General features: G+C 61.9%; 17 protein-coding genes. 11 read left to right on the forward strand and 6 right to left on the reverse strand.

What is annotated here, in order from left to right; translation table 11 throughout:
• Positions 1-17: 17 nt before the first annotated feature.
• The 4 genes from NRB16_RS05970 to gnd are packed head-to-tail and all read right to left on the reverse strand — an operon-like array spanning position 18 to position 5222.
• On the reverse strand, positions 18-1835 hold the full coding sequence (locus NRB16_RS05970; RefSeq protein WP_045491063.1) for a glycoside hydrolase family 15 protein: 1818 nt from the start codon (positions 1833-1835) through the stop codon (positions 18-20).
• Between the two features lie 50 nt (positions 1836-1885).
• Entirely contained in the window at positions 1886-2707 is an 822-nt protein-coding gene (locus NRB16_RS05975) for a Cof-type HAD-IIB family hydrolase (RefSeq protein WP_045491060.1), read from the reverse strand.
• Positions 2700-4226: a glucose-6-phosphate dehydrogenase gene (gene zwf / locus NRB16_RS05980; RefSeq protein ID WP_045491057.1), complete on the reverse strand. Its 1527-nt coding sequence runs from the start codon at positions 4224-4226 to the stop codon at positions 2700-2702. The genes NRB16_RS05975 and zwf overlap by 8 nt, the downstream gene beginning before the upstream one ends.
• Positions 4227-5222 (reverse strand): phosphogluconate dehydrogenase (NAD(+)-dependent, decarboxylating), encoded by a 996-nt coding sequence (gnd, locus tag NRB16_RS05985; protein ID WP_257105738.1) that lies wholly within the window; start codon positions 5220-5222, stop codon positions 4227-4229. It abuts the gene before it with no gap.
• Positions 5223-5517: 295 nt separating this feature from the next.
• On the opposite strand from gnd, the gene NRB16_RS05990 reads away from it, so the two are divergent.
• Positions 5518-5688, forward strand: a complete 171-nt coding sequence (locus NRB16_RS05990; RefSeq protein WP_144403304.1) for a DUF6026 family protein — start codon at positions 5518-5520, stop codon at positions 5686-5688.
• A 142-nt stretch (positions 5689-5830) separates the two neighbouring features.
• Here the strand turns inward: NRB16_RS05990 and NRB16_RS05995 are convergent, their stop codons facing one another.
• Positions 5831-6322 (reverse strand): GNAT family N-acetyltransferase, encoded by a 492-nt coding sequence (locus tag NRB16_RS05995; RefSeq protein WP_045491051.1) that lies wholly within the window; start codon positions 6320-6322, stop codon positions 5831-5833.
• A gap of 633 nt (positions 6323-6955) precedes the next feature.
• Between NRB16_RS05995 and glgA the strand changes: the two genes are divergently transcribed.
• The 10 genes from glgA (at position 6956) to NRB16_RS06045 (ending at position 21017) form a co-directional block, all read left to right on the forward strand.
• Positions 6956-8551, forward strand: a complete 1596-nt coding sequence (glgA, locus tag NRB16_RS06000) for a glycogen synthase GlgA (protein WP_257105696.1) — start codon at positions 6956-6958, stop codon at positions 8549-8551.
• A 15-nt stretch (positions 8552-8566) separates the two neighbouring features.
• The gene (gene treZ, locus NRB16_RS06005) at positions 8567-10381 is read left to right on the forward strand and encodes a malto-oligosyltrehalose trehalohydrolase (RefSeq protein ID WP_257105697.1); all 1815 of its coding nucleotides are present in this window, start codon (positions 8567-8569) and stop codon (positions 10379-10381) included.
• Complete coding sequence (gene malQ / locus NRB16_RS06010) at positions 10371-12449, forward strand: 4-alpha-glucanotransferase (protein WP_045491039.1); 2079 nt, start codon at positions 10371-10373, stop codon at positions 12447-12449. Before treZ ends, malQ begins: the two co-directional genes overlap by 11 nt.
• The gene (locus tag NRB16_RS06015) at positions 12446-15223 is read left to right on the forward strand and encodes a malto-oligosyltrehalose synthase (RefSeq protein WP_257105698.1); all 2778 of its coding nucleotides are present in this window, start codon (positions 12446-12448) and stop codon (positions 15221-15223) included. Before malQ ends, NRB16_RS06015 begins: the two co-directional genes overlap by 4 nt.
• A 22-nt stretch (positions 15224-15245) precedes the next feature.
• Positions 15246-15665 (forward strand): DUF2934 domain-containing protein, encoded by a 420-nt coding sequence (locus NRB16_RS06020; protein ID WP_257105699.1) that lies wholly within the window; start codon positions 15246-15248, stop codon positions 15663-15665.
• A 155-nt stretch (positions 15666-15820) separates the two neighbouring features.
• A complete protein-coding gene (gene glgX, locus NRB16_RS06025) occupies positions 15821-17992 on the forward strand; it encodes a glycogen debranching protein GlgX (protein WP_045491030.1) in 2172 nt (723 codons plus the stop codon).
• Positions 17989-18999 (forward strand): acyl-CoA dehydrogenase, encoded by a 1011-nt coding sequence (locus tag NRB16_RS06030; RefSeq protein WP_257105700.1) that lies wholly within the window; start codon positions 17989-17991, stop codon positions 18997-18999. Before glgX ends, NRB16_RS06030 begins: the two co-directional genes overlap by 4 nt.
• Entirely contained in the window at positions 18996-19766 is a 771-nt protein-coding gene (locus NRB16_RS06035; RefSeq protein ID WP_257105701.1) for a PIG-L deacetylase family protein, read from the forward strand. The genes NRB16_RS06030 and NRB16_RS06035 overlap by 4 nt, the downstream gene beginning before the upstream one ends.
• Positions 19763-20389 carry a class I SAM-dependent methyltransferase gene (locus NRB16_RS06040; protein ID WP_257105702.1) on the forward strand — a complete coding sequence of 209 codons (627 nt, stop codon included), beginning with the start codon at positions 19763-19765 and terminating at the stop codon, positions 20387-20389. Before NRB16_RS06035 ends, NRB16_RS06040 begins: the two co-directional genes overlap by 4 nt.
• Complete coding sequence (locus NRB16_RS06045; protein ID WP_045491020.1) at positions 20358-21017, forward strand: glycosyltransferase family 2 protein; 660 nt, start codon at positions 20358-20360, stop codon at positions 21015-21017. The genes NRB16_RS06040 and NRB16_RS06045 overlap by 32 nt, the downstream gene beginning before the upstream one ends.
• A 63-nt stretch (positions 21018-21080) precedes the next feature.
• Here the strand turns inward: NRB16_RS06045 and NRB16_RS06050 are convergent, their stop codons facing one another.
• Positions 21081-22121, reverse strand: coding sequence for a dienelactone hydrolase (locus tag NRB16_RS06050; RefSeq protein WP_257105739.1), 1041 nt, complete (start codon positions 22119-22121; stop codon positions 21081-21083).
• Positions 22122-22226: the final 105 nt, after the last annotated feature.

Below are 22226 nucleotides of genomic sequence, written 5' to 3' on the forward strand. Positions count from 1 at the left end.
GGGAGCCAGCTTTACAGCTACACCACCTGCGCACAGCTACGCGCCTTTATCGGGCAACGGCTGGCAGCACGGTGCAAATTCAAGGCGGTGTTGATGATGCCGATATGGCTGAACGCCTGCGGGAAATTACCCAGCATGCGCCGGTCTTTGACGTCGTATTGCTCAGCCAGCAGGCCGACGTCATTGCACAACCCGCACAGCCGCTCGAACAATGCCCTGGCCTCATCAACCCGGCCTTGCAACACATACACATCGGCCAGCCAGAACGAGCAGACCAGGAAGGTGCCCTCGCCGCCCTTGACTCCATCGGCCGCCCGTTCACTGTCGTAGCGCAACAGCAAGCCGTCTTGCAGCAGCTTGTTTTCGATCTCGCGCACGGTGCCTATAACGCGCGGGTCGTCAGCAGGCAAAAAGCCGGTCAGGGCGATCTGCAACAAGCTGGCGTCGACCTCTTTGGCACCGTATGACTGCACAAAGCTGTTGAGTTGCTTATCAAAGCCTTTGCTGCAGACATCGGCATGGATTTGATCAGCGACTTCCCGGCAGCGGGTCGCCAGCCGGCGGTCGCGTTCGCTGGTTGCAGTGCTGGTCAATTGCCGGGCGTTACGGTCGAACGCCACCCAGGCCATGACTTTGGAATGGGTGAAATGGCGTGGCTCGCAACGGATTTCCCAAATGCCGGCATCAGGCTGGCGCCAGATCTTTTCCAGGTACGGCATCACCAGCCTGGAAATACCGATACCACGCGGGTGTTGCGCCATGCCGCTGGCCGTAGCCTGGCTCATGGCGTCGGCCACCTCGCCGTAGACGTCGAGCTGCATTTGAGTGGCCGCACCGTTTCCGACCCGCACCGGCCGCGAACCTTCATAACCTGCCAGCCAGGGCAACTCATACTCCTGAAGACGCCGCTCACCGCCCAGGCCGTACATGATCTGGATCTGCTCCGGGTTACCGGCAATCGAGCGCAATAGCCAGTCGCGCCAGGCGGTGGCTTCTTCAAGGTAACCGAGGTTGATAAAGGCCAGCAGGGTCATGGTCGCATCACGCAACCAGCAGTAGCGGTAGTCCCAGTTACGTTCACCGCCCAGTTCTTCGGGCAGCGAGGTGGTCACCGCCGCAACGATGCCGCCGGTAGGTGCGTAAGTCATGGCTTTAAGAGTGATCAGCGAGCGCTTGACCTGTTCACTCCATGGACCAACGTCAGGACAGTGCCCGGAAAAATCACGCCAGAAGCGTGTGGTGGCCTCCAGAGCCTGCTGGGTATCAAGCGCCGGATACAGGCTTTCGTTGGAGGGCTGCCAGCCCAGGCAAAAGGTCAGGACCTCTCCCTCAGTGACGGCAAACCGGCTGCCGGTGTGATGGTCCCTGGGGTGCAGATCGACCGGGCTGCGCAGCACCAGCATTTCCGGGCCGGCAACCGCGGTCAGCGTATGCGGCTCACGCTTTTCAACCCACGGCACGGTACTGCCATAGTCGAAGCGGATCGCCAGGTCCATGACAAACTCCAGCGTTCCTTCGAGCCCCACCACACTGCGCACCACATGACCGGTGGTGTCCATAGGCATGAAGTCGACCAGTTTGGCGCGGCCGCTGGCGGTGCGGAACTCGGTCTCCAGAATCAAAGTACCGTCCTGGTAACGCCGCTCGACGCCTGACACTGCTTCAACCGGCGCAATTTTCCAGCAACCGTTGTCGCTGTCCCCCAGCAACGCGGCGAAACAGGCACCGGCGTCGAAACGCGGAAAACACAACCAGTCCAGTGAACCATCCCGCGACACCAATGCCGCCGTCTTGCAGTTGCCCAACAAGGCGTAGTCTTCGATCAGCGCAGCCATGGTTTTCCCCCGTCTTGCTGACCGGAGGCTCCACAGCCGGAGCACTCCTGTCAGCGGCCTGGCAGCAGATAGCGATCAATCGCCTGCACCACGCCCTCTTCTGTATTACTGCCGGTGACCCGGTCAGCCTGAATACGGACATCCTCCTGCGCCTGGCCCATCGCAATCGACAAACCGGCCACACGAAACATGGCCACATCGTTATGACCATCGCCAATCGCTGCGGTTTGCTCGATGTTCACCCCAATGTGCGCAGCCAGGCTCTGCAAGGCCTGACCCTTGTTGGCCTGTATGGCCGTGATATCGAGGTAGTAGTCCTGTGACCGCGCGGCCAACGCCTGGCCTTGCAACAATTCGCCAAGCTGGTGTTCAAGAGCCTTGAGCAGCTCGAAATCAGCGCTTGAAGCGACCATTTTGTCGATGCGAGGCAGGAAGGGCTCGAAGCTGTCGACCGGGACCGGGTCATAGCCCAATGCGCTGCGCTCGTGCCCGACATAGCTGCCGTTGAGGTCGCGCAGCAACCATTGGTCGTCAGCAAACACCCAGACATCCACGCAGGCCCCGGCAAATACCTGCAAGCAAGTGCGTACCGCATCGGGGTCGATATGATGCGCGGCAAGCACGCGACCGTCCGTACCAATCAGGGTGCCGCCATTGAAGCCGGCATAAGGCACGTCGATGCCGAGCATCTCGACGATCTCGCGCATGGCCCGTGGCGGACGGCTGCTGGCCACACTAAAGGCAATCTCAGCCTGGCGCAGACGTCCGATCGCCGCGATGGTCGCGGCACTCGGGCGGTGGTCAGGCTGCAACAAGGTGCCATCCAGGTCACTGAGCAGCAGGCGGATCGCTGGCTGAAGGTCTTCAGCCATCGATCTGCCGCCATTCACGACCATCGTTGCGCAGCAGCTCATCCGCCGCTTCAGGCCCGCTGCCTCCGGCAATGTAAGGTTGCACTTCAGGGTGCTTGTTCCAGGCATCAAGGAACGGCTGCACCGCACGCCAGCCGTTTTCAATGTTGTCAGCACGCTGGAACAGGGTCTGGTCACCGGTCAGGCAGTCGTAGATCAGCGTCTCGTAGCCAGTGGACGGGTGCATTTCGAAGAAATCCTTGTAGGCAAAGCCCAACGCGATGTCTTCCATGTCCAGGGTTGGCCCGGGACGCTTGGCGAACAGGTCAAACCACATGCCCTCGTTGGGCTGGATCTGAATCCGCAGGAAATTGGGCCGCAGGCGGTCGACGTCGGTGTCGCGGAACTGCGCGTAAGGCGCCGGCTTGAAGCAGATCGCGATCTCGGTGCTGCGGGTGCTCAAACGCTTGCCGGTACGCAGGTAAAACGGCACGCCCACCCAGCGCCAGTTGTCGATCATCACCTTGAGGGCAACATAGGTTTCGGTGTTGCTGTCCGGCTCGATACGCTCTTCTTCGCGGTAACCGACCAGGTCAGCACTCTTGTTGGCGGTGTACTGACCGCGCACCGAGTTGGCCAATGCCTCCATCTCGCTCCAGGGCCGGATAGCGCCGACCACTTTGGCCTTTTCACCACGCACCGCATCGGCGCCGAACGCGGCCGGCGGCTCCATGGCCACCATCGCCAGCAGCTGGAACAGGTGATTGGGCACCATGTCACGCAGTGCACCGGTGTTCTCGTAGAAGCCGGCCCGGGTGCCGACCCCGACCGTTTCAGCGGCGGTGATCTGCACGTGGTCGATGTAATGGTTGTTCCAGAATGATTCGAACAGGCCGTTGGAAAACCGACTGACCAGGATGTTCTGGACGGTTTCCTTGCCCAGGTAATGGTCGATGCGGTAGATCTGCTTTTCGCCCATGACCTTGAGCAGGCACTCGTTCAGCGCCACGGCGCTGGCCAGATCCGAGCCAAAGGGCTTTTCGATCACCACCCGGCGAAACGCGCCTTCACGCTCGTCAAGCAGCCCGGCTGCGCCAAGGCGCTGCGCCACCTCGCTGAAAAAGCGTGGCGCCGTCGCCAGGTAGAACGCCGCGTTGCCGGTCCCGGTACTCTCGATCTTGCTGGCGATATCGCGGTAGGTGGCGTCGTCCAGGAAGTCACCCTGAATGTAACTGATGCGCCCGGCAAGCCGCCCCCACAGTTGCGGGTCAAGGACCTCGCCGCCCTCGGCATTTTTTTTCGCGCCTTCTTCACGGATGAAGGCTTCGAGCTTGGCGGTGTATTGCTGATCGGTCGCGGCGTTGTGGTCAACGCCGACGATGTGCAGGTTGTCATCCACCAGCCCGTCACGGGTCAGGTTATACAGCGCCGGCATCAGCAGGCGCTTGACCAGGTCACCATGGGCACCAAACAGAAACAGCGTGGTTGGCGGTGCGACTTGCGGAGTCTTCTCGGCCTCGGAACGCTGCGTCAAACCCATTTACTTGACCTCCTTGTGACCACCAAAACCAAAGCGCATGGCAGACAGCATCTTGTCGCCATAAGTGGCTTGCTGACGCGAACGGAAGCGCGCGAACAAGGCGCTGGTCAGTACCGGGGCCGGTACCGCCTGCTCAATGGCGGCCTCAATGGTCCAGCGCCCTTCACCGCTGTCAGCGACCGAGCCTGAGTAGGCGTCCAGGTTCGGATCACTGGCCAATGCGTCGGCCGTCAGGTCCAGCAGCCAGGACGAAACCACGCTGCCGCGCCGCCAGACTTCGGCAATGTCAGCCACGTTAAGGTCAAAGCGCTGCTCTTCAGGCAGTTGCTCGGAGTTCTTCTGCTTGAGGATATCGAAGCCTTCGGCAAAGGCCTGCATCATGCCGTATTCGATACCGTTGTGAATCATCTTCACAAAATGCCCGGAACCGGCCGGCCCGGCATGGATATAGCCTTGCTCAGCGCGATGGTCCTCAGCCTTGCGGTCGCGGGTGCGCGGGATATCGCCAATACCCGGTGCCAGGGTGGCGAACAGCGGGTCGAGCCGGTCGACGATGGCTTTCTCGCCGCCGATCATCATGCAGTAACCACGCTCCAGCCCCCATACGCCGCCGGAGGTACCGACGTCCACGTAGTGCAGGTCCTTGAGGGCCAGGCTGGCGGCGCGACGAATGTCGTCTTTATAGAACGTGTTGCCGCCATCAATGATCACATCATCGGGTTCGAGCAACTGGCTCAGGGCTTCAATGGTCTGCTCCGTAGCGTCACCGGCTGGCAGCATGACCCAGACCGCACGTGGTGCCTGCAAGCCCGCCACCAGGCCGGCCAGATCGGCCGCTGCACTGGCGCCTTCGGCGGCCAGGGTCGCGCGCGAGGCCTCGTCACGGTCGTAGACCACGGTGCTGTGGCCATTTTTCATCAAACGTCTGGCGATATTGCCGCCCATGCGGCCCAAACCCACGATCCCGAGTTGCATGAGGTGCTGCTCCTGATACAAATTCAAAGTAAGAATGCTTCACGTTATACGAAGCTTCGAGGCATGCAACTTAGTGTTACAGGCTGATGTATCGGTTCCCGCCAATCAAAAAGCCGGGCTTAGCGGCGTAGTCATTGGGGTTGGTGCCAATAGCGGTAAAAGTCACGCGACAATCAAAAATAAAAAAGTTCCAATCACACGCAAAAGAAATCAGAATCCCGGCCGACAAAGGTGTCAGGCAAGGGCGGATCAGGGAGTTCGACAGTCATTGCCACAAGCCTTTCTGACGTTGAATCCGCCATTTGCGAGGTGAGCAATGGGCACTGTACTTCAAACACTTGCACCACAAACCCTGTACGTCACTATCCGTCGCGACGAGCTGCGCGCCCTGAAAGAAGAACGCGCCCAATTGCAGCACAAGCTGGCGCAAATGACCCGTTTGCTGGAGCAGGCCCAGTTTGGCGGCCAGGGCAAGCAGATCGCCTGATCGCTGACCCGCTGTCGCGGTGGCAGATCCCCTGCGTTGATCTGCCACTGAAGCACTGCCCGCCTCTGCCTCACCCAGCCCTGCCAGCAAGGCGCGCAAGTCTCCGGGTTTGCAGACAGCCTGGCAACCCGAAAAACATCCGTTACAGCACCTTTTGCCAGAACATCGCACGCCCCATCTGCGGATCGAGCTGATACCCGTCAAAACCCTGCTTCTGGTAAGCGGCCTTCGCCACCTCATTGCCTTCCAGCACTTCGAGCGTCAGCTTGCAGCAGCCACGCTGCCGGGCAATCTCCTCGACCTTGGCAAGCATTTTCTGGCTGATGCCCAGGCCACGATGGGAAGACAGCACCACCACATCATGAATGTTCACCAGCGGGCGGCAGACGAAGGTGGAGAAACCCTCGAAGCAATTGACCAGCCCTACCGGCTCACCGGCAATGAACGCCAACACACTGAAGGCATGGGGACGCTTGGCCAGTTCACTGGCCAGTTGCTGACGGGTGTCGAGAGACAAGGATTCACCACCGCCCATGACATCTTCGGCGTAGTGATTAAGCAGCGTGCCGAGCGCTTCGGCATGAACCGGATTGGTATAGCTTGCTTGCAGGACCAGGACCTCTGGGGTTTGCATTGGCATCCTCGTTAAAACAATCGTTCGCGTCTGACAGACGTAGCCGGGGATTCTACCGCTTCGTAGATGAAAGTCGTTCAATCGGTATGCAGGAATTTTCAGACAATGTTCTCGCAGGCCGATTTCGGCGCCAGATGTGCCTCCAGCAACAGGACTTCAACAGCCCGCCTGTTCAACTGCACCAAAGTGAATTAAACAGCGCACCCTCATTTGGCATTCGGGTGCCTGACGGTGCAAACAGGGTCCGAAAACGCCCTGTTAGCAGGCAGCGCGCGGTGCGCCAGCAACTATCCGACGACCGGTAACAAGCCTCTGTTTCTCAGCATCCGGGCGTCTGGCCAATCAGTTTTTCCCCTCTCAATGCCAAAGATGTCGTCAATCTGAATGCGCCGCAGCCTCGGTCCAGACATTTCCCGGTAAAAAAGTCGAAACTTCTGAAAAACGGCCGGGTCATCTGATAAGACCCGCCTATGCTGAGCAATGACCTCATAAACGGCGTCATCACCCTGTCCTTGAAGCTGCGTCAGACAGTAAATGGGTACTGATCTTGCGTGAACTTGTGCGTCCGGCCGCAGGACATGGTCCGGAGCAACTTCAGAACTGCACCGACACTGTATTAATTGGGAGAACACGATGATAAGCGCCGCTGTAAAAACCCAGCAGGGAGAGAGTTTTGGTCAGCCGGCCAGCGAGCTGAATCATCCGGTTCTGAGCCGGTCGCAAATGCCTTTATTGCATTTGCCGACCACACCAGCATTGCCTCAGCACACCATTTCCCAGGTCAACCGCCGCAAGGTGCTGTTTGTGACCTCGGAACTGGCTGATCTGGTCAAGACCGGCGGCCTGGGCGATGTTTCAGCGGCACTGCCGAGGGCCATGCGTCACCTGCACGATGTCCGTGTGCTGATTCCCGGCTACCCGCAAGTGATCAATAGCGGCAACCCGATCCACATCATCAGTGAACTGGGCGGCTATGCGGCACTGCCGCCGTGCAAGGTCGGACGCATGGACATGAAAGACGGTCTGGTCATCTATGTGTTGATCTGTCCCGAACTGTACGAGCGCGAGGGCACGCCCTACGGCGATGTCAACGGCCGCGACTGGTCCGATAACCACATCCGCTTTGCCCGCCTGGGCCTGGCAGCCGCCGACTTCGCCGCCGGTTCAGTCAAGACCCAATGGTGCCCCGAACTGGTGCATGCCCACGACTGGCCGGCAGGCCTGGCGCCGGCCTATATGCGCTGGCGCGGACAGACCACACCGAGCATTTTCACCATCCATAACCTGGCCTACCAGGGCACGGTCAGCCCGACCACGGCACGTGAGCTGGGTTTGCCCGAACAGGCACTGACCCCCGAAGGCATGGAGTTCTACGGCAAGCTGTCGTTCATCAAGGCCGGTATGGCTTATGCCAGCCACATCACCACGGTCAGCGCCACCTATGCCAAGGAGATCACCACGGCCGACTTCGGTTGCGGGCTGGAAGGTTTCCTGCAGAGCAAGGCTGAACAGGGCAAGCTCAGCGGCATCCCGAACGGGATCGATTCGAGCTGGGATGCCGCCACCGATAAACACTTGATCTGCCACTTCGCACCCAATGAATGGCTGCGCAAGGAAATCAACGCCGACTACGTGCGCGAGCTGTTTGAGCTGGAACCCTCCAAAGGCCCGCTGTTTGCCGTGGTCTCCCGGCTGGTTTACCAGAAGGGTCTGGACCTGACCATTGGTGTGGCCGAACACATCGTCGCCAACGGCGGGCAGATCGCAATCATCGGTCGTGGCGAGCCGGAAGAAGAACAGGCCATGCGTGATCTGGCGGCACGCTTCCCCGGCCGGGTCAGTGTCCGGGTGGGCTTTAACGAGACCGATGCACGGCGCATGTTTGCCGGTAGCGATTTCTTGCTGATGCCGTCGCGGTACGAACCTTGCGGCCTGAGCCAGATGTACGCGCAGCGCTTCGGTTCGCTGCCGGTGGCGCGTAACACCGGCGGCCTGGCTGACACCATCGAAGACGGTGTGACGGGCTTTCTGTTCAACGAATCCACGGTCGAGAGCTACACCGACGCCCTGACCCGGGCCTTCAAAGTCTTTGAAAACACCACCCTGCTCAACGCGATGCGCTGCCGCGCCATGGCCGCACCGTTCAACTGGCAGCAGGCGGTCGAACCCTACGCTGAGCTTTATCAGGACCTGTTGAAGAAAAATCTGGGCGTTGCCCTGCACTACTGAGAAATGAGGTCGCGGATGCCTTTGCGTACAGAACCTGCCTGGCGCCACGGCGCCGTTATGCAGGACCGGCAACACACACGATTCGCCCTCTGGGCACCGGATGCACAAAACGTTTCCCTGCTGCTGGACAACGCTCAGGCGCTGGCAATGCCGGCGCAGGGCGATGGCTGGTTCGTACTGGAGACGGCCTGTCCTGCCGGCACCGGTTACCACTACCTGATCGACAATCAACTGCAGGTGCCCGACCCGGCATCGCGCGCCCAGAACGGTGACGTGCACACCTCCAGCCGGGTCGTCGACCCGGCTGCCTATCATTGGCAACACGCCGGCTGGCAAGGCCGCCCGTGGCACGAGGCGGTCATCTATGAACTGCACGTGGGTGCACTCGGTGGCTATGCCGGCGTCGAAAAACACCTGCCACGCCTGGTAGAGCTGGGAGTGACCGCCATTGAACTGATGCCGCTGGCGCAGTTCCCCGGTGATCGCAACTGGGGCTACGACGGCGTGCTGCCGTATGCCCCGCAGACCTCCTACGGCACGCCCGAACAGCTCAAACGGCTGATCGATGCCGCCCACGGCTACGGCCTGATGGTCATCCTTGACGTGGTGTACAACCACTTTGGCCCGGACGGTAATTACCTGGGGCAATACGCCAAAGCATTCTTCCGCGAGGACGTGCACACACCGTGGGGCGCGGCCATCGATTTTCGTCGTCCCGAGGTGCGCAGCTTTTTCATCGACAATGCACTGATGTGGCTTAACGAGTACCGCTTCGACGGCCTGCGCATGGATGCAGTGCATGCCATCAACGACCCGGACTTTCTTCAAGACTTCGCTCGCCAGGTGCGCGCCGGTATCGAACCAGGCCGGCATGTCTGGCTGAATCTGGAAAACGAGTTCAACCAGGCCAGCCTGCTTGAACAGGGCTTTGATGCACAATGGAACGACGACGGGCACAACACCCTGCATGTGCTGCTGACCGGCGAGACCGATGCTTACTATCAGGATTTCGCCGAACAGCCGACCCACAAACTGGTACGCCTGCTCAGTGAGGGCTTTGTCTATCAGGGCCAGACCAACCGGCACGGTGCCGCGCGCGGCGAAGCCAGCGCGCACCTGCCGCCCAGCGCCTTCGTGCTGTTCTTGCAGAACCACGATCAGATCGGCAACCGCGCCCTGGGTGAGCGCCTGCCACGCCTGGCCCCTGCCCCGGCGCTGCGCGCCGCCACCGTGCTGTTGTTGCTGTCGCCGATGATTCCGCTGCTGTTCATGGGGGATGAGTGGGCCGCGCGCGAGCCGTTCCTGTTTTTCACCAGCCATCATGGCGAGCTGGCCGATGCGGTGCGTGAAGGCCGACGCAACGAGTTTGCTGACTTTGCCGCGTTTGCCGACCCGCATCAGCGCGAACGGATTCCGGACCCGAACGACGCGCAGACCTTCGAGGCCTCCAGACCGGCTCTGGCGGCCCTGGAGCTGGACACCGAGCAAGGGCTGGAACACCGCCAATGGCTGGCTTTCTATCAACAACTGCTGGAAACCCGCCACCGCGAGATCGTGCCACGCCTGCCCGGTGCCTTTGCTCTGGGCGCTGAAGTGCTGGCCGACGGGGTGGTCAGTGCACGCTGGAAAATGGCAGACGGTCAGATCCTGCGCATCGACCTGAACCTTGCTGAACAGCCGGTCGAGCTGCCACCGGCCAGCCCTGCCGAGCTGATTTTCGCCAGCACCCCAACGTCGATCGAACCTTGGCATAACGGCAGCCTCGAACCCTGGACAGCCATTGTCAGCCTGTCAGCCCATGACGTTGCGGAGATTCAGGATGAGCAATGAGCAACTGGAAAAATTGGCAACCGAAGTCGGCCTGTCGGTGCATTGGGTCGACGCCAATGCCAGGCCACAGACCGTCAGCCCCGAGGTGTTGCGCAAGGTACTCGACGCCCTTGGTTACCCGGCGCATAGCCGCGAGGCCATTGATGCCAGCCTGCTGCGGGTGCAGACCGAACACCATGGTCGTCAGGCACCGCCGTTATTGACGGTTGATGTCGACAGGCCGCTGGACCTCTCGGCCTGGTTCGAGCCCGAGACCCCTTTTACCCTGCATCTGGAAGATGGCACCTCGATCCAGTCCTGCCTGGACGCGGATGCCAACCTGCCGGCCATTACCCCGGTGGGCTATCAGCAGCTCGATATCGTCGGCCAACAGCTGACGATCGCGGTTGCGCCGTTGACCTGCTACAGCATGGCCATGGCCTGCCAGAATGAGGTGCCGCGCGCTTGGGGCCTGACCACTCAGGTGTACAGCCTGCGCCGCGAGGGTGATGGCGGTTTTGGTGACACCCAGGCGCTGGAAGGCCTGGCCCGCACCGCCGGCGAACGTGGCGCCGATGCGCTGGCGATCAGCCCGCTGCACGCCATGTTTGCCGATGACCCGCAGCGTTATAGCCCCTACTCGCCGTCCAGCCGGCTGTTTTTCAACAGCCTGTATGCCTCTCCCGCCTTGCTGTTGGGCGAGCGCGCCTGGCGCCAGGCCATTGAAGACAGCGGCCAGCGTGAAACCCTGGAGCAGCTTGAGCAACTCACGCTGATCGACTGGCCAGCGGCGGCGAAGGCCAAGTGGCAGGTGCTGCGCAAGCTCTTTGAAGGCTTCAGTGCCGGTGATCATCCGCTGCAGGAAGACTTCAACAGCTTTCGCCATGCCGGCGGTGAAGCGCTGGAGAATCACTGCCGCTTCGAGGCGATCCGCGAAGCATCCGCGCAACTGGGCATCAGCGCCAACTGGCACGAGTGGCCAGAAGATTTCAAGCAGCCGCGCAGCCAGGCAGTGGCCTTGTTTGCCGCGGCCCACGCCCATGACATCAGCTTTCATGCGTTCACCCAGTGGCTGGTGGCAAGGGGTCTGGAGCGTGCCCAGGTCGCGGCCAAAAGCGCAGGCATGCGCATCGGCCTGATTGCCGACCTGGCGGTCGGCGCCGATGGCGCGGGCAGCCAGGCCTGGAGCCGTCAGGATGAACTGCTGTCGGCGCTGACCGTGGGCGCACCACCCGACATTCTCAACCGTGCCGGCCAGAGCTGGGGCATTTCTGCCTTCTCGCCGGAGGGCCTCAAGCGCAACGGTTTTCGGGCCTTTATCGAAATGCTGCGTGCCAACTTTGCCCACGCAGGCGGCCTGCGCATCGACCACGTGATGGGCTTGCAACGCCTGTGGGTCATCCCGCTCGGCGCCTCGCCCAAAGAAGGTGCGTACCTCAACTTCCCGCTAGACGACCTGCTGCGCCTGCTGTGCCTGGAGTCGGTACGGCACCAGGCAATCGTGCTCGGTGAAGACCTGGGTACTGTCCCTGAGGGGCTGTCCGACAAGCTGTCAGCGCGGGCCATTCTGGGCATGCGGGTGCTGTTGTTCGAACAGCACAACGGCCAATTCAAGCCAATTCTCGATTGGTCGCCAGACGCGCTGGCCACCACCAGCACTCATGACCTGCCGACCCTGGCCGGCTGGATCAACGAGCTGGATATCGAATGGCACAGCCGCGTGGGCCATGTCGATGAGCAGGCAGAACATCACTGGCGCGAGGAGCGTGGCCGCGAATACGACGGTCTGCGCCAAGCCTTGAGCCAGAACAATCACAATTTTGCGCCAGACACTGACGACAGCGGCCTGATTATCGACGCCAGTATCCGTTACCTGGGCCATACCCGCGCACCACTGGTATTGCTTCCTGTGGAAGATGCGCTGGGCGTGCTCGAACAGGCCAACCTGCCTGGCACCATCGACAGCCACCCCAACTGGCGACGTCGGCTGGAGCCGCTCAGTAATCAATTGCTGGACCAGCAAGACGCTGCACGCCGCCTTGAACTGTTATCCCAGGCGCGTCAGCAAGCTGCGGAGCGTGACCGATGAACCACCCGATTCCCTTGCGTGCTACCCAACGCTTGCAGTTCCACAAAGATTTCACCCTTGATGACGCGATTGCCCTGGTGCCCTATTTCGCCCGCCTGGGCATCAGCCATATCTACGCATCACCGCTGCTCAAGGCCCGGGCAGGCTCGATGCACGGTTACGATGTGGTCGACCCGACTGTCATCAACCCCGAGCTGGGCGGTGAACCGGCCTTGCGGCGACTGGTTGCCACGTTACGTGAACACCAGATGGGCCTGATCCTCGACATCGTTTCCAACCACATGGCTGTCGGCGGCGCCGACAATCCCTGGTGGCTGGACCTGCTGGAATGGGGGCGCGGCAGCCCGTACGCGATTTTTTTCGATATTCAGTGGCATTCGCCAGACCCGCTGCTCAAGGGCCAGCTGTTGCTGCCATTTCTGGGCAATGACTACGGCCCAGCGCTGCAAGGTGGGGAAATTCCACTGCGCTTCGATGAAACTGATGGGCGCTTCTATATCGAGCATTACCAGCACCACTTCCCGATCTGCCCGACCAGCTATGACGCGATTTTGCAGCATGCCCAGGATCCGCGCCTGGAAGAACTCAGCGAGCGCTTCGCCAAACTTGCGCAGTACCCTCAGGCTTACGAGCGTGCCCGGCAACTGCGTACGCAACTGGTTGAGCTGGTGGCTGATCAGTCCCTGCTCAAAACCATCCACAAGGCGCTGAAAGCCTTCGACTCGACTCAGCCTGATGGTTTTGCGCGTTTGCACGCGCTGCTTGAAGACCAGCACTACCGGTTGGCCAGTTGGCGCACCGCCGGTGACGACATCAACTGGCGGCGCTTCTTCGACATCAATGAACTGGGCGGCCTGCGTGTTGAGCGCCCGGCGGTGTTCGAAGCCACCCATGGCAAGATTTTCCAGTTGATTGCCGAGGGGCTGGTAGACGGCCTGCGTATCGACCACGTCGACGGCCTGGCCGACCCACGCGGCTACTGCCGCAAGCTGCACCGCCGGGTACAGGGCTTGTTGGCGCAGCGGCCCGCCCATGCGCCCCTTGAACACCTGCCGATCTTTGTCGAGAAGATCCTGGGGGCCGATGAGCAACTGCGCCATGACTGGAGCGTCGACGGCACCACCGGCTATGAGTTCATGAACCAGGTGTCACTGCTGCAACATGATCCTGCCGGCGCGCAGCCGCTGGCCGAGCTCTGGAGCCGGATCAGCGAACGTAGCGCGGTATTTGCCGACGAAGAGCGCCTGGCCCGTGACCTGGTGCTGCACGGCAGCCTGGCCGGCGACTTTGAAAATCTCGCCCAAGGGCTGCTGCAACTGGCCCGCAGCGACCTGATGAGCCGTGACCTGACCCTGGGCGCGATCCGCCGCGCGCTGCTGGCGCTCATCTGCCACTTTCCGGTGTACCGCACCTACATCAGCGTTTGCGGGCGCAGTGCTGAAGACGAGCGCTTCTTCGAGCAAGCGATGCAAGGCGCACGCAGCAGCCTGAACGAAGGTGACTGGCCGGTGCTCGACTGGCTGCAACGCTGGCTGGGCGGCACCACATGGCGCTCGCTACCGCGCGGCAAGCTGCGCAAGCTGTACCGCAATGCCTGTGTACGCTTTCAGCAGTTGACCTCACCAGTGGCCGCCAAGTCTGTGGAGGACACCTCGTTTTATCGCTCGGCGGTGCTGCTGTCGCGCAATGATGTGGGCTTTCATCCGGGCCATTTCAGCGCGCCGCCGCAAGACTTCCACCAGGCCTGCCAGCAACGTCACCAATTCTTCCCTGACAACCTGCTGGCCACCGCCACCCACGACCATAAGCGCGGTGAAGACAGCCGGACCCGTCTGGCGGTCTTGAGCGAATGTTCCGGCTGGTACGCCGAACAGGTCGAGCGCTGGCGGCAACTGGCGCAGCCGCTCAAGGACGGCGAGAGCGTTATCAGTGGCGGCGACGAGTTGATGCTCTATCAAGCGCTGCTCGGCAGTTGGCCGCTGGATCTGGAAGGCGAAGAGGCAACCGCTCAGTACCTCGAACGGCTGATACGCTGGCAGGAAAAAGCCCTGCGCGAAGCCAAACTGCAAAGCAGCTGGGCTGCGCCCAACCAGGCGTATGAGAGTGCCTGCCGGAGCTTCCTCGAACGCCTGCTGCTGGCTGACGAGGCGCAGCCGCTGCGCCAGTCGCTGGGTGCCACTGCCCTGCGCATCGCCCCCGCCGGCGCGCTGAACAGCCTTGCCCAAGTGCTGCTGCGCCTGAGCGTTCCAGGTGTGCCTGATTTGTATCAAGGCGCCGAGTTCTGGGACTTCAGCCTGGTCGACCCCGACAACCGTCGTCCGGTGGACTACGCTGCACGAAGCCGGGCATTGACGCAGCAGCCTGGCATCAGTGATTTGCTGCTCAACTGGCGTGACGGTCGCCTCAAACAGGCACTGATCGCCAGGGTGCTGGAGGTTCGCCGCCAGCACTCGGCACTGTTTGCCAGAGGGACTTATCAAGCCTTGCCGGTCAGTGGCCAGCAGGCGGATCGGGTGGTGGCTTTTGTTCGCGAACTGGACGGGGTGCGTGCGATTGTCGTCGTGCCGCGCATCTTCTCTGAACTATTGGGGACCGCACCAACTCCATTCATACAAGCCGGTGATTGGAGCGACACGCGGATCACCCTGCCGTTTGCCGAGCCCGGTCAGACCTGGCAAGGCCTGTTTGGCGAAAGCCTGACACTGGATGGCAAGCAACTGCCAGTCAGTACAGCGCTCAAGGAATTTTCCGTAAATTTGTTTGTTCAAAATTAGTAAAAGCCGGGAGTGTCGAAGAATGAGTGCCGACGAAAAAAGAATCCGCGAGTTTGCCTACCAGATATGGGAGTCCGAGGGCCGGCCCAACGGCAATGACCAGCGCCATTGGGAAATGGCGCGCAAGCTGGCCGAAGCCGAAGCCCTGGCGCCTGACAAAACCGCTGCACGCAGTGCCAGCAAACCGAGGTTGCCCAAAATCGACGGTGCTCTGGATGCCAAGGCAGATGCCAAGCCGGCCGGCAAAGCGTCGGGCAAAGCAGCGCCAGCGAGCAAGCCGGCTGCTAAACCTGCGCCCAAGGCTGGCAAACCCGCTACTGCCAAGCCCGCAGCCAAACCAGCACCCAAGCCAGCACCCGCCGCTACTACGGCGACGCCGCAAAGCGAGCCTGCCAGCAAGCCCGCCGCCGTGAAAAAGCCGCGCAAGCCGGCCGCTTCATAAGCCCATGGCGCGCAGCGTCGAGCACCACCACGGTTGCTCGACGCCTGCGCAGCCTCGGCTACACCCGATAACCCCGACATTTTCACGCGTATCGCAGCTTCTGGTTGCGGTAGCGGCACTGATCGCCCGCAAATCAACGTTTTCAGGAAACAACCATGAGCACGTCGTCGAATAAATCCGCCCCTGACAGCAGCGAGTACAAACCACTGGGCCCACGCATCCGCGAAGGCCTGCCCTTCCCTCTGGGCGCCAACTGGGACGGCCTGGGGGTCAACTTTGCGCTGTTCTCGGCCAACGCCACCAAGGTCGAGCTGTGCCTGTTCGACTCCAGCGGCGAGGTCGAACTCGAACGCATCGAACTGCCCGAGTACACCGACGAGATCTACCACGGCTACCTGCCCGACGCGCACCCCGGGCTGGTCTATGGCTATCGGGTCTATGGTCCTTATGACCCAGGCAACGGTCATCGTTTCAACCACAACAAGCTGCTGATCGACCCCTACGCCAAGCAATTGGTCGGCGAACTGAAATGGTCTGAATCACTGTTTGGTTACACCATCGGCCATCCCGATGGCGACCTGAGCTTCGACGAGCGCGACAGCGCGCCGTTCGTGCCCAAGAGCAAGGTCATCGACCCGGCCTACACCTGGGGCCGCGACCAGCGGGTCAGCACCCCGTGGGACAAGACCATCCTCTATGAGACCCACGTGCGCGGCTACACCAAACTGCACCCGGCGGTCCCGGACGACCTCAAGGGCACCTTCCTGGGCCTCAAGGTCCCGGAGGTCATTGATCACGTGCGCAAGCTGGGCGTGACCTCCGTGGAGTTGCTGCCCATCCATGCGTTCGTCAACGACCAGCACCTGCTGCAAAAAGGCATGACCAACTACTGGGGCTACAACAGCATCGCCTTTTTCGCCCCGGACCCGCGCTACCTGGCCCACGGCAAGATTGCCGAGTTCAAGGAAATGGTCGCCCACTATCACAAAGCCGGCCTGGAAGTGATTCTTGACGTGGTCTACAACCACACCGCCGAAGGCAACGAACTTGGCCCGACCCTGTCGATGCGCGGCATCGACAACGCTTCGTACTACCGTCTGATGCCGGACGACAAGCGCTTCTACATCAACGACTCCGGCACCGGTAACACCCTGGATCTCAGCCACCCTTGCGTGCTGCAAATGGTCACCGATTCGCTGCGCTATTGGGCGTCGGACATGCATGTCGACGGCTTCCGCTTCGATCTGGCAACCATTCTGGGCCGTTACCACGACGGTTTCGACGAGCGTCACAGCTTCCTGGTCGCCTGCCGCCAGGACCCGGTGCTGCGCCAGGTCAAACTGATCGCCGAGCCTTGGGATTGCGGGCCGGGCGGCTATCAGGTCGGTGGTTTCCCGCCGGGCTGGATGGAATGGAACGACAAGTTCCGCGACACGGTACGGGCCTTCTGGAAAGGCGATGAAGGCCAGTTGGCAGACTTCGCCGCACGCCTGACCGCATCGGGCAACATGTTCAACCAGCGCGGTCGGCGGCCACAGGCGTCGGTAAACTTTATCACTGCCCACGATGGTTTCACTTTGCACGACCTGGTGTCGTACAACGACAAACACAACGAAGCCAACGACGAAAACAATCAGGACGGCAGCAACAACAACCTGTCCTGGAACCATGGCGTGGAAGGCCCGACTGACGATCAGGACATCAACACCCTGCGTCTGCGCCAGATGCGCAACTTCTTTGCCACCCTGCTGCTGGCCCAGGGCACGCCGATGATGGTCGCCGGTGACGAGTTCGCCCGGACCCAGCACGGCAACAACAATGCCTATTGCCAGGACAGCGAAATCGGCTGGGTAAACTGGAACCTCGACAGTGATGGCGAGGCCTTGCTCAAGTTCGTCAAGCGCCTGATCAAATTGCGCCAGAGCTATCCGATCCTGCGTCGTAGCCGGTTCCTGGTTGGTGATTACAACGAGGAGATCGGGGTCAAGGACGTCACTTGGCTGGCACCGGATGGCAGTGAGATGAGCATCGAGCAGTGGCATGACCGCCATGGTCGCTGCCTGGGCATGCTCATGGATGGTCGCGCCCAGGAGACCGGTATCCGCCGCCCCGGTGCCGACGACACCCTGCTGCTGGTGGTCAACGCCCATCACGAAGACGTGGACTTTACCCTGCCGGAAGTCCCGCAAGGCACCCACTACACCTGCCTGATCGATACCCGCCAGGACGATGCACCGCGCAAACAACGTCTGGAGTTCGGTACGCAGTATGGCGTCGCCGCGCGGTCGCTGTTGCTGTTCGGCCTGCAGCGTGAAGATCAGGAATGATCGACGCGCTGGAGCGTTTGCTCAGCCAGCATGAGCTCGCCCGGGCCGGCAGTGCCGGGCTGGGCGAGTGCCTGCGAGCGATGGTCAGCCAGGGGCTGGATCAACTGCCCTTGCCTGCCAGCGGCCAGACGCTGGCTCGCTGGCAGGCACTGGCCGAGGTGGCGGGCCATAGCCTGGGTCTGTGCAAGCTGTATGAAGGGCATACCGACGCGCTGGCAATTATCCAGGAGCTGGATGCCCCTGCGGTGCCTAACGGCAGCACTTGGGGCATGTGGGCGGCCGAGCCACCGCAGGCCCGCTTGCGGGTCAGCGCTGCCGGCGCCGGGTTGCGGGTCGACGGCCTGAAAGCCTGGTGCAGCGGCGCTGCGGTGCTCAGCCATGCACTGGTGACCGCCTGGGATGAACAGGATCGCCAGCAACTGGTGGCCGTACCGCTGGCGCAAACGGGTGTACAGGTCACTGAGGATGGCTGGCATGCGGTCGGCATGGCGGCAACAGCAAGTGTCGAGGTGCGCTTCGACCAGGCCAGCGGCTGGGCGGTTGGCGGGCCGGGTGATTATCTGCAACGCCCCGGTTTCTGGCAGGGTGCGATTGGCATCGCCGCGTGTTGGTATGGCGCGGCCAGTGCGCTGGCGTTGTCGCTGCCAGCGCAGTTGAGCAAGCGCCCCGAGCCCCACGGGTTGGCACATCTGGGCGCGGTAGATGCCGCATTGTCCAGTGCCAGCCTAGTTCTGCAAGACGCCGCCAAACAGCTTGACGACCGAACGGTCAATAATTGCGAACTGCTGGCCCGCCGCTGCCGGGCCAGTGTAGAAAACACGGTCGAGACCGTGATCCAGCATGTGGGCCGGGCGCTGGGTGCCGGCCCTTACTGCAAGGACGCCGGGTTTGCCCGGATGGCCGCCGATTTGCCGGTATTCATCCGCCAAAGCCATGCTGAACGTGATCTGGCAACACTGGGTGAACAGGTTGTACAGACCAGAGCGCACCGCGGGTGGCGGTTATGAACGACGGATTTGTGGTCAGCGATGACGCCCAGGGCCGTGGCACTGCGCTGCACGCCTGGCAAGCCTCGGAGAAACTGGCCGCCGTGGCGGCGATCAGTGCCGACCTGCTGGTGCCCTTCGCCCATCGCGCCGTGATCGTCGCGCCCCACCCGGATGACGAGGTGCTGGGCTGCGGCGGGCTGTTGAGCCAGCTACATCAATTGCAGCGTGACCTTTTGCTGGTCTCGGTCACCGACGGCACCGCCAGCCATCCCGGCTCCTCCAACTGGTCGGCCCAGCGCCTGGCCATTGAACGCCCTCAGGAAAGCGTCCAGGCCCTGGCTCGTCTGGACTTGCCCGCCGATCTGGATTGGCAGCGGCTGGGCATCAGCGACACCGCTGTGGCCGAGCAAGAAGCCGACCTGACGAGGTTTTTGACCGATCGGTTGCATACCACCGATGTGGTGTTCAGCACCTGGCGTGGCGACGGTCATGGCGACCATGAGGCAGTGGGTCGCGCCTGCGCAGCCGCCTGCCTGCAAAGTGGCGCCCGCTTGGTTGAAGTGCCGATCTGGGCCTGGCACTGGGCTGAACCGGACGATCAGCGCCTGCCCTGGGAGCGGGCCCGCAAGGTATTACTCGACCCGGCCACCCTGCAACGCAAACGCGATGCTGTCGGCGCGTTCGTCAGTCAACTGCAGGGCGATCCGGCCGTGGGACTTGCGCCCATCCTGCCGGACTGGGCCTTGCAGCGGCTGCTGCAACCTTTCGAACTGGTGTTTATATGAGCGTGACCGACGACTACTTTGAGCACCTGTTTGAAGACAATGACGACCCTTGGGCATTTCGCCAACGCTGGTACGAACAACGCAAGCGCGCCCTGACTCTCGCCGCATTGCCGCACCAGCACTACCGGTCGATCTTCGAGCCCGGCTGCGCCAATGGCGAGTTGAGCGCCCTGCTCGCGACCCGCTGTGACCGCTTGCTGGCCTGCGACACGTCGGCCCGTGCGGTCACCCTGGCTCGTCAGCGCCTGCAGGACAGCCCGCATGCGACTGTCATGCACGGTCGCCTGCCGCAAGACTGGCCATCAGAAAAATTCGATCTGATCGTGTTCAGCGAGGTGGGTTACTACCTTGATGAAGCCGACTTGCGCACCTGCATAAAACGCATGGACGACTCGCTCAGTGACAACGGCCACTTGCTCGCCTGCCACTGGCGCCCGGTTATCGATGGCTGCCCGCTGGATGCTGAGCAAGTCCACCGCCTGGTAGCTGAGCAACTGCCGTTGCAGCGCGTTTGCCTGCACCGCGAAACGGATTTTGTGCTGGAAGTGTTCGCTCGCCGGCAGGATTCAATTGCCCAACAGGAGTTTGACCGTGATCGGCGTGCTGATTCCCGTCCACAATGAAGAGCAGCATCTGGACCAGTGCCTGGCAACGATCCAGCAAGCGGCTCGCCATCCGGGGCTTGAGCATGAGCCGGTGAGCATCATTGTGGTGCTCGACAGCTGCACCGATGGCTCGGCACAGATCGCCCGTGACCGCGGGGTGATGATCCTTGAATTGCAAGCCCGTAATGTCGGCCAGGCCCGCGCTGCCGGTGCGCGGCAACTGATCGGCCTGGGCTCGCGCTGGCTGGCCTGCACCGACGGCGACAGCAATGTCGCCGAGGACTGGCTTTACCAGCAACTGGCGTTACAGGCCGATGCGGTCTGCGGCACGGTGACGCTGGGTCAGTGGTCTGAAGGCTATTGTGAAGCCGCCAGGATCGAGTACCACCGCCGCTATCAGCACCGTGAAGGTCACCGTCATGTACACGGCGCCAATCTGGGAGTCAGCGCGCAGGCCTATCAGCGGGCCGGTGGCTTTCCCGCGCTGGCCTGCCATGAAGATGTGCATCTGGTCCGCGAACTGGAGCTCAGCGGCGCCCGGATCGCCTGGAGCTGCCGCCCCAGAGTGACCACTAGCGCCCGCCTCGACCCCCGTGCCCAAGGCGGGTTCGGCGACTATCTGCGGTCATTGGAAACATCCGCGTAGGAGCAGCTTCAGCTGCGAAGCGGCGAATTCGCAGCTAAAGCTGCTCCTACGGGCATTTGATGATTATTGGTGCCGTGCGGTCTGCATTCCGGAGCTGTCACTGTTTGCCGCGCCCAGTACATCGCTGAAGAACTTCCCGGCCTCGGCACTCAGGGTGCGATGGATACCCTCGCGATCGACCCCGTCGGGGTCGTTGCACAGCACCGGCGTGGTCGCGCGTTGCTCATCGGTGCACGGCGCCATGAACACGAAATGCCCGGCACCGGCCAGGCGCTTGTAATCCGGCGCATTGGGCAGCTTGCGCGCCAGCGCTTCAGCGTTCTTGTCCAGCGGCAACAGGCGGTCCTCTTCGCCGGCATACATCAACACCGGCACATGGACGTCGCTGAGGGTCTGGCGGCCGAACATCAGGCTCAACGGCGCCATCAGCATCAACGCACCGACCCGCGGATCGGCCTCGGCTTGCAGGTCGTCACGGTCCGCCACCAGCCAGCCCTGGGTGCGGCAGGCATCCTGATCATCGGGGCGTTCGAGGCAATAGGTGCGCAAGCGCTGCGGGTCCGGGCGGGCACCGGCCAGAATCAGCGCGGTTTCACCACCGGCAGAATAGCCAATCACCCCAACCTGCTCGGCGCTCAGATAAGGCGACAGCAACGGGTCGTCGAGGGTGGCGGTAATCGCCGCAGAAATCTGCAACGGGCGACCGTACAGATTGCTCAGGCTGCCCAGGCGGCTATGGTCGCGGTCGTTGTCGCCAGGGTGCACCACCGCGACCACCACAAAGCCCTGGCGCGCCAGCGCTGTGGCCAGGTCATGCATCGCCAGTGGCGTGCCGGTATTGCCATGCGACAGCATCAGCAGCGGAAACCGCCCCATGGCGACCGGCGCATCCTTGCTGGCCTGAAGTTGGTAGCCACGCACCGGGCTGACCTGATCGTCCGCACTGGAGGGGTAAAACGCGATGGCCTGCATCGCCTGCTCGTCGAGCGGGTCAGCGATGGTCAGCACGTGAAAGCCCACACTCCAGTCGCTGTCAGCCCTGACCTGCACCGCAACGAGGCCATCGAGCAGACACAGCAGCATTACTGCACACAGACGCAGCATGGTGAACTCCCCCCCTCGTGGCACGTACCCGCCCTCAACGCCGATATAGACGGCAAAACGTGTCATTAAGACACTCAATAGCGAAGATAGTGCACAAGACGGGCC

The sequence above is a fragment of the Pseudomonas sp. LJDD11 genome, assembly GCF_024584215.1.
Taxonomy (GTDB): domain Bacteria; phylum Pseudomonadota; class Gammaproteobacteria; order Pseudomonadales; family Pseudomonadaceae; genus Aquipseudomonas.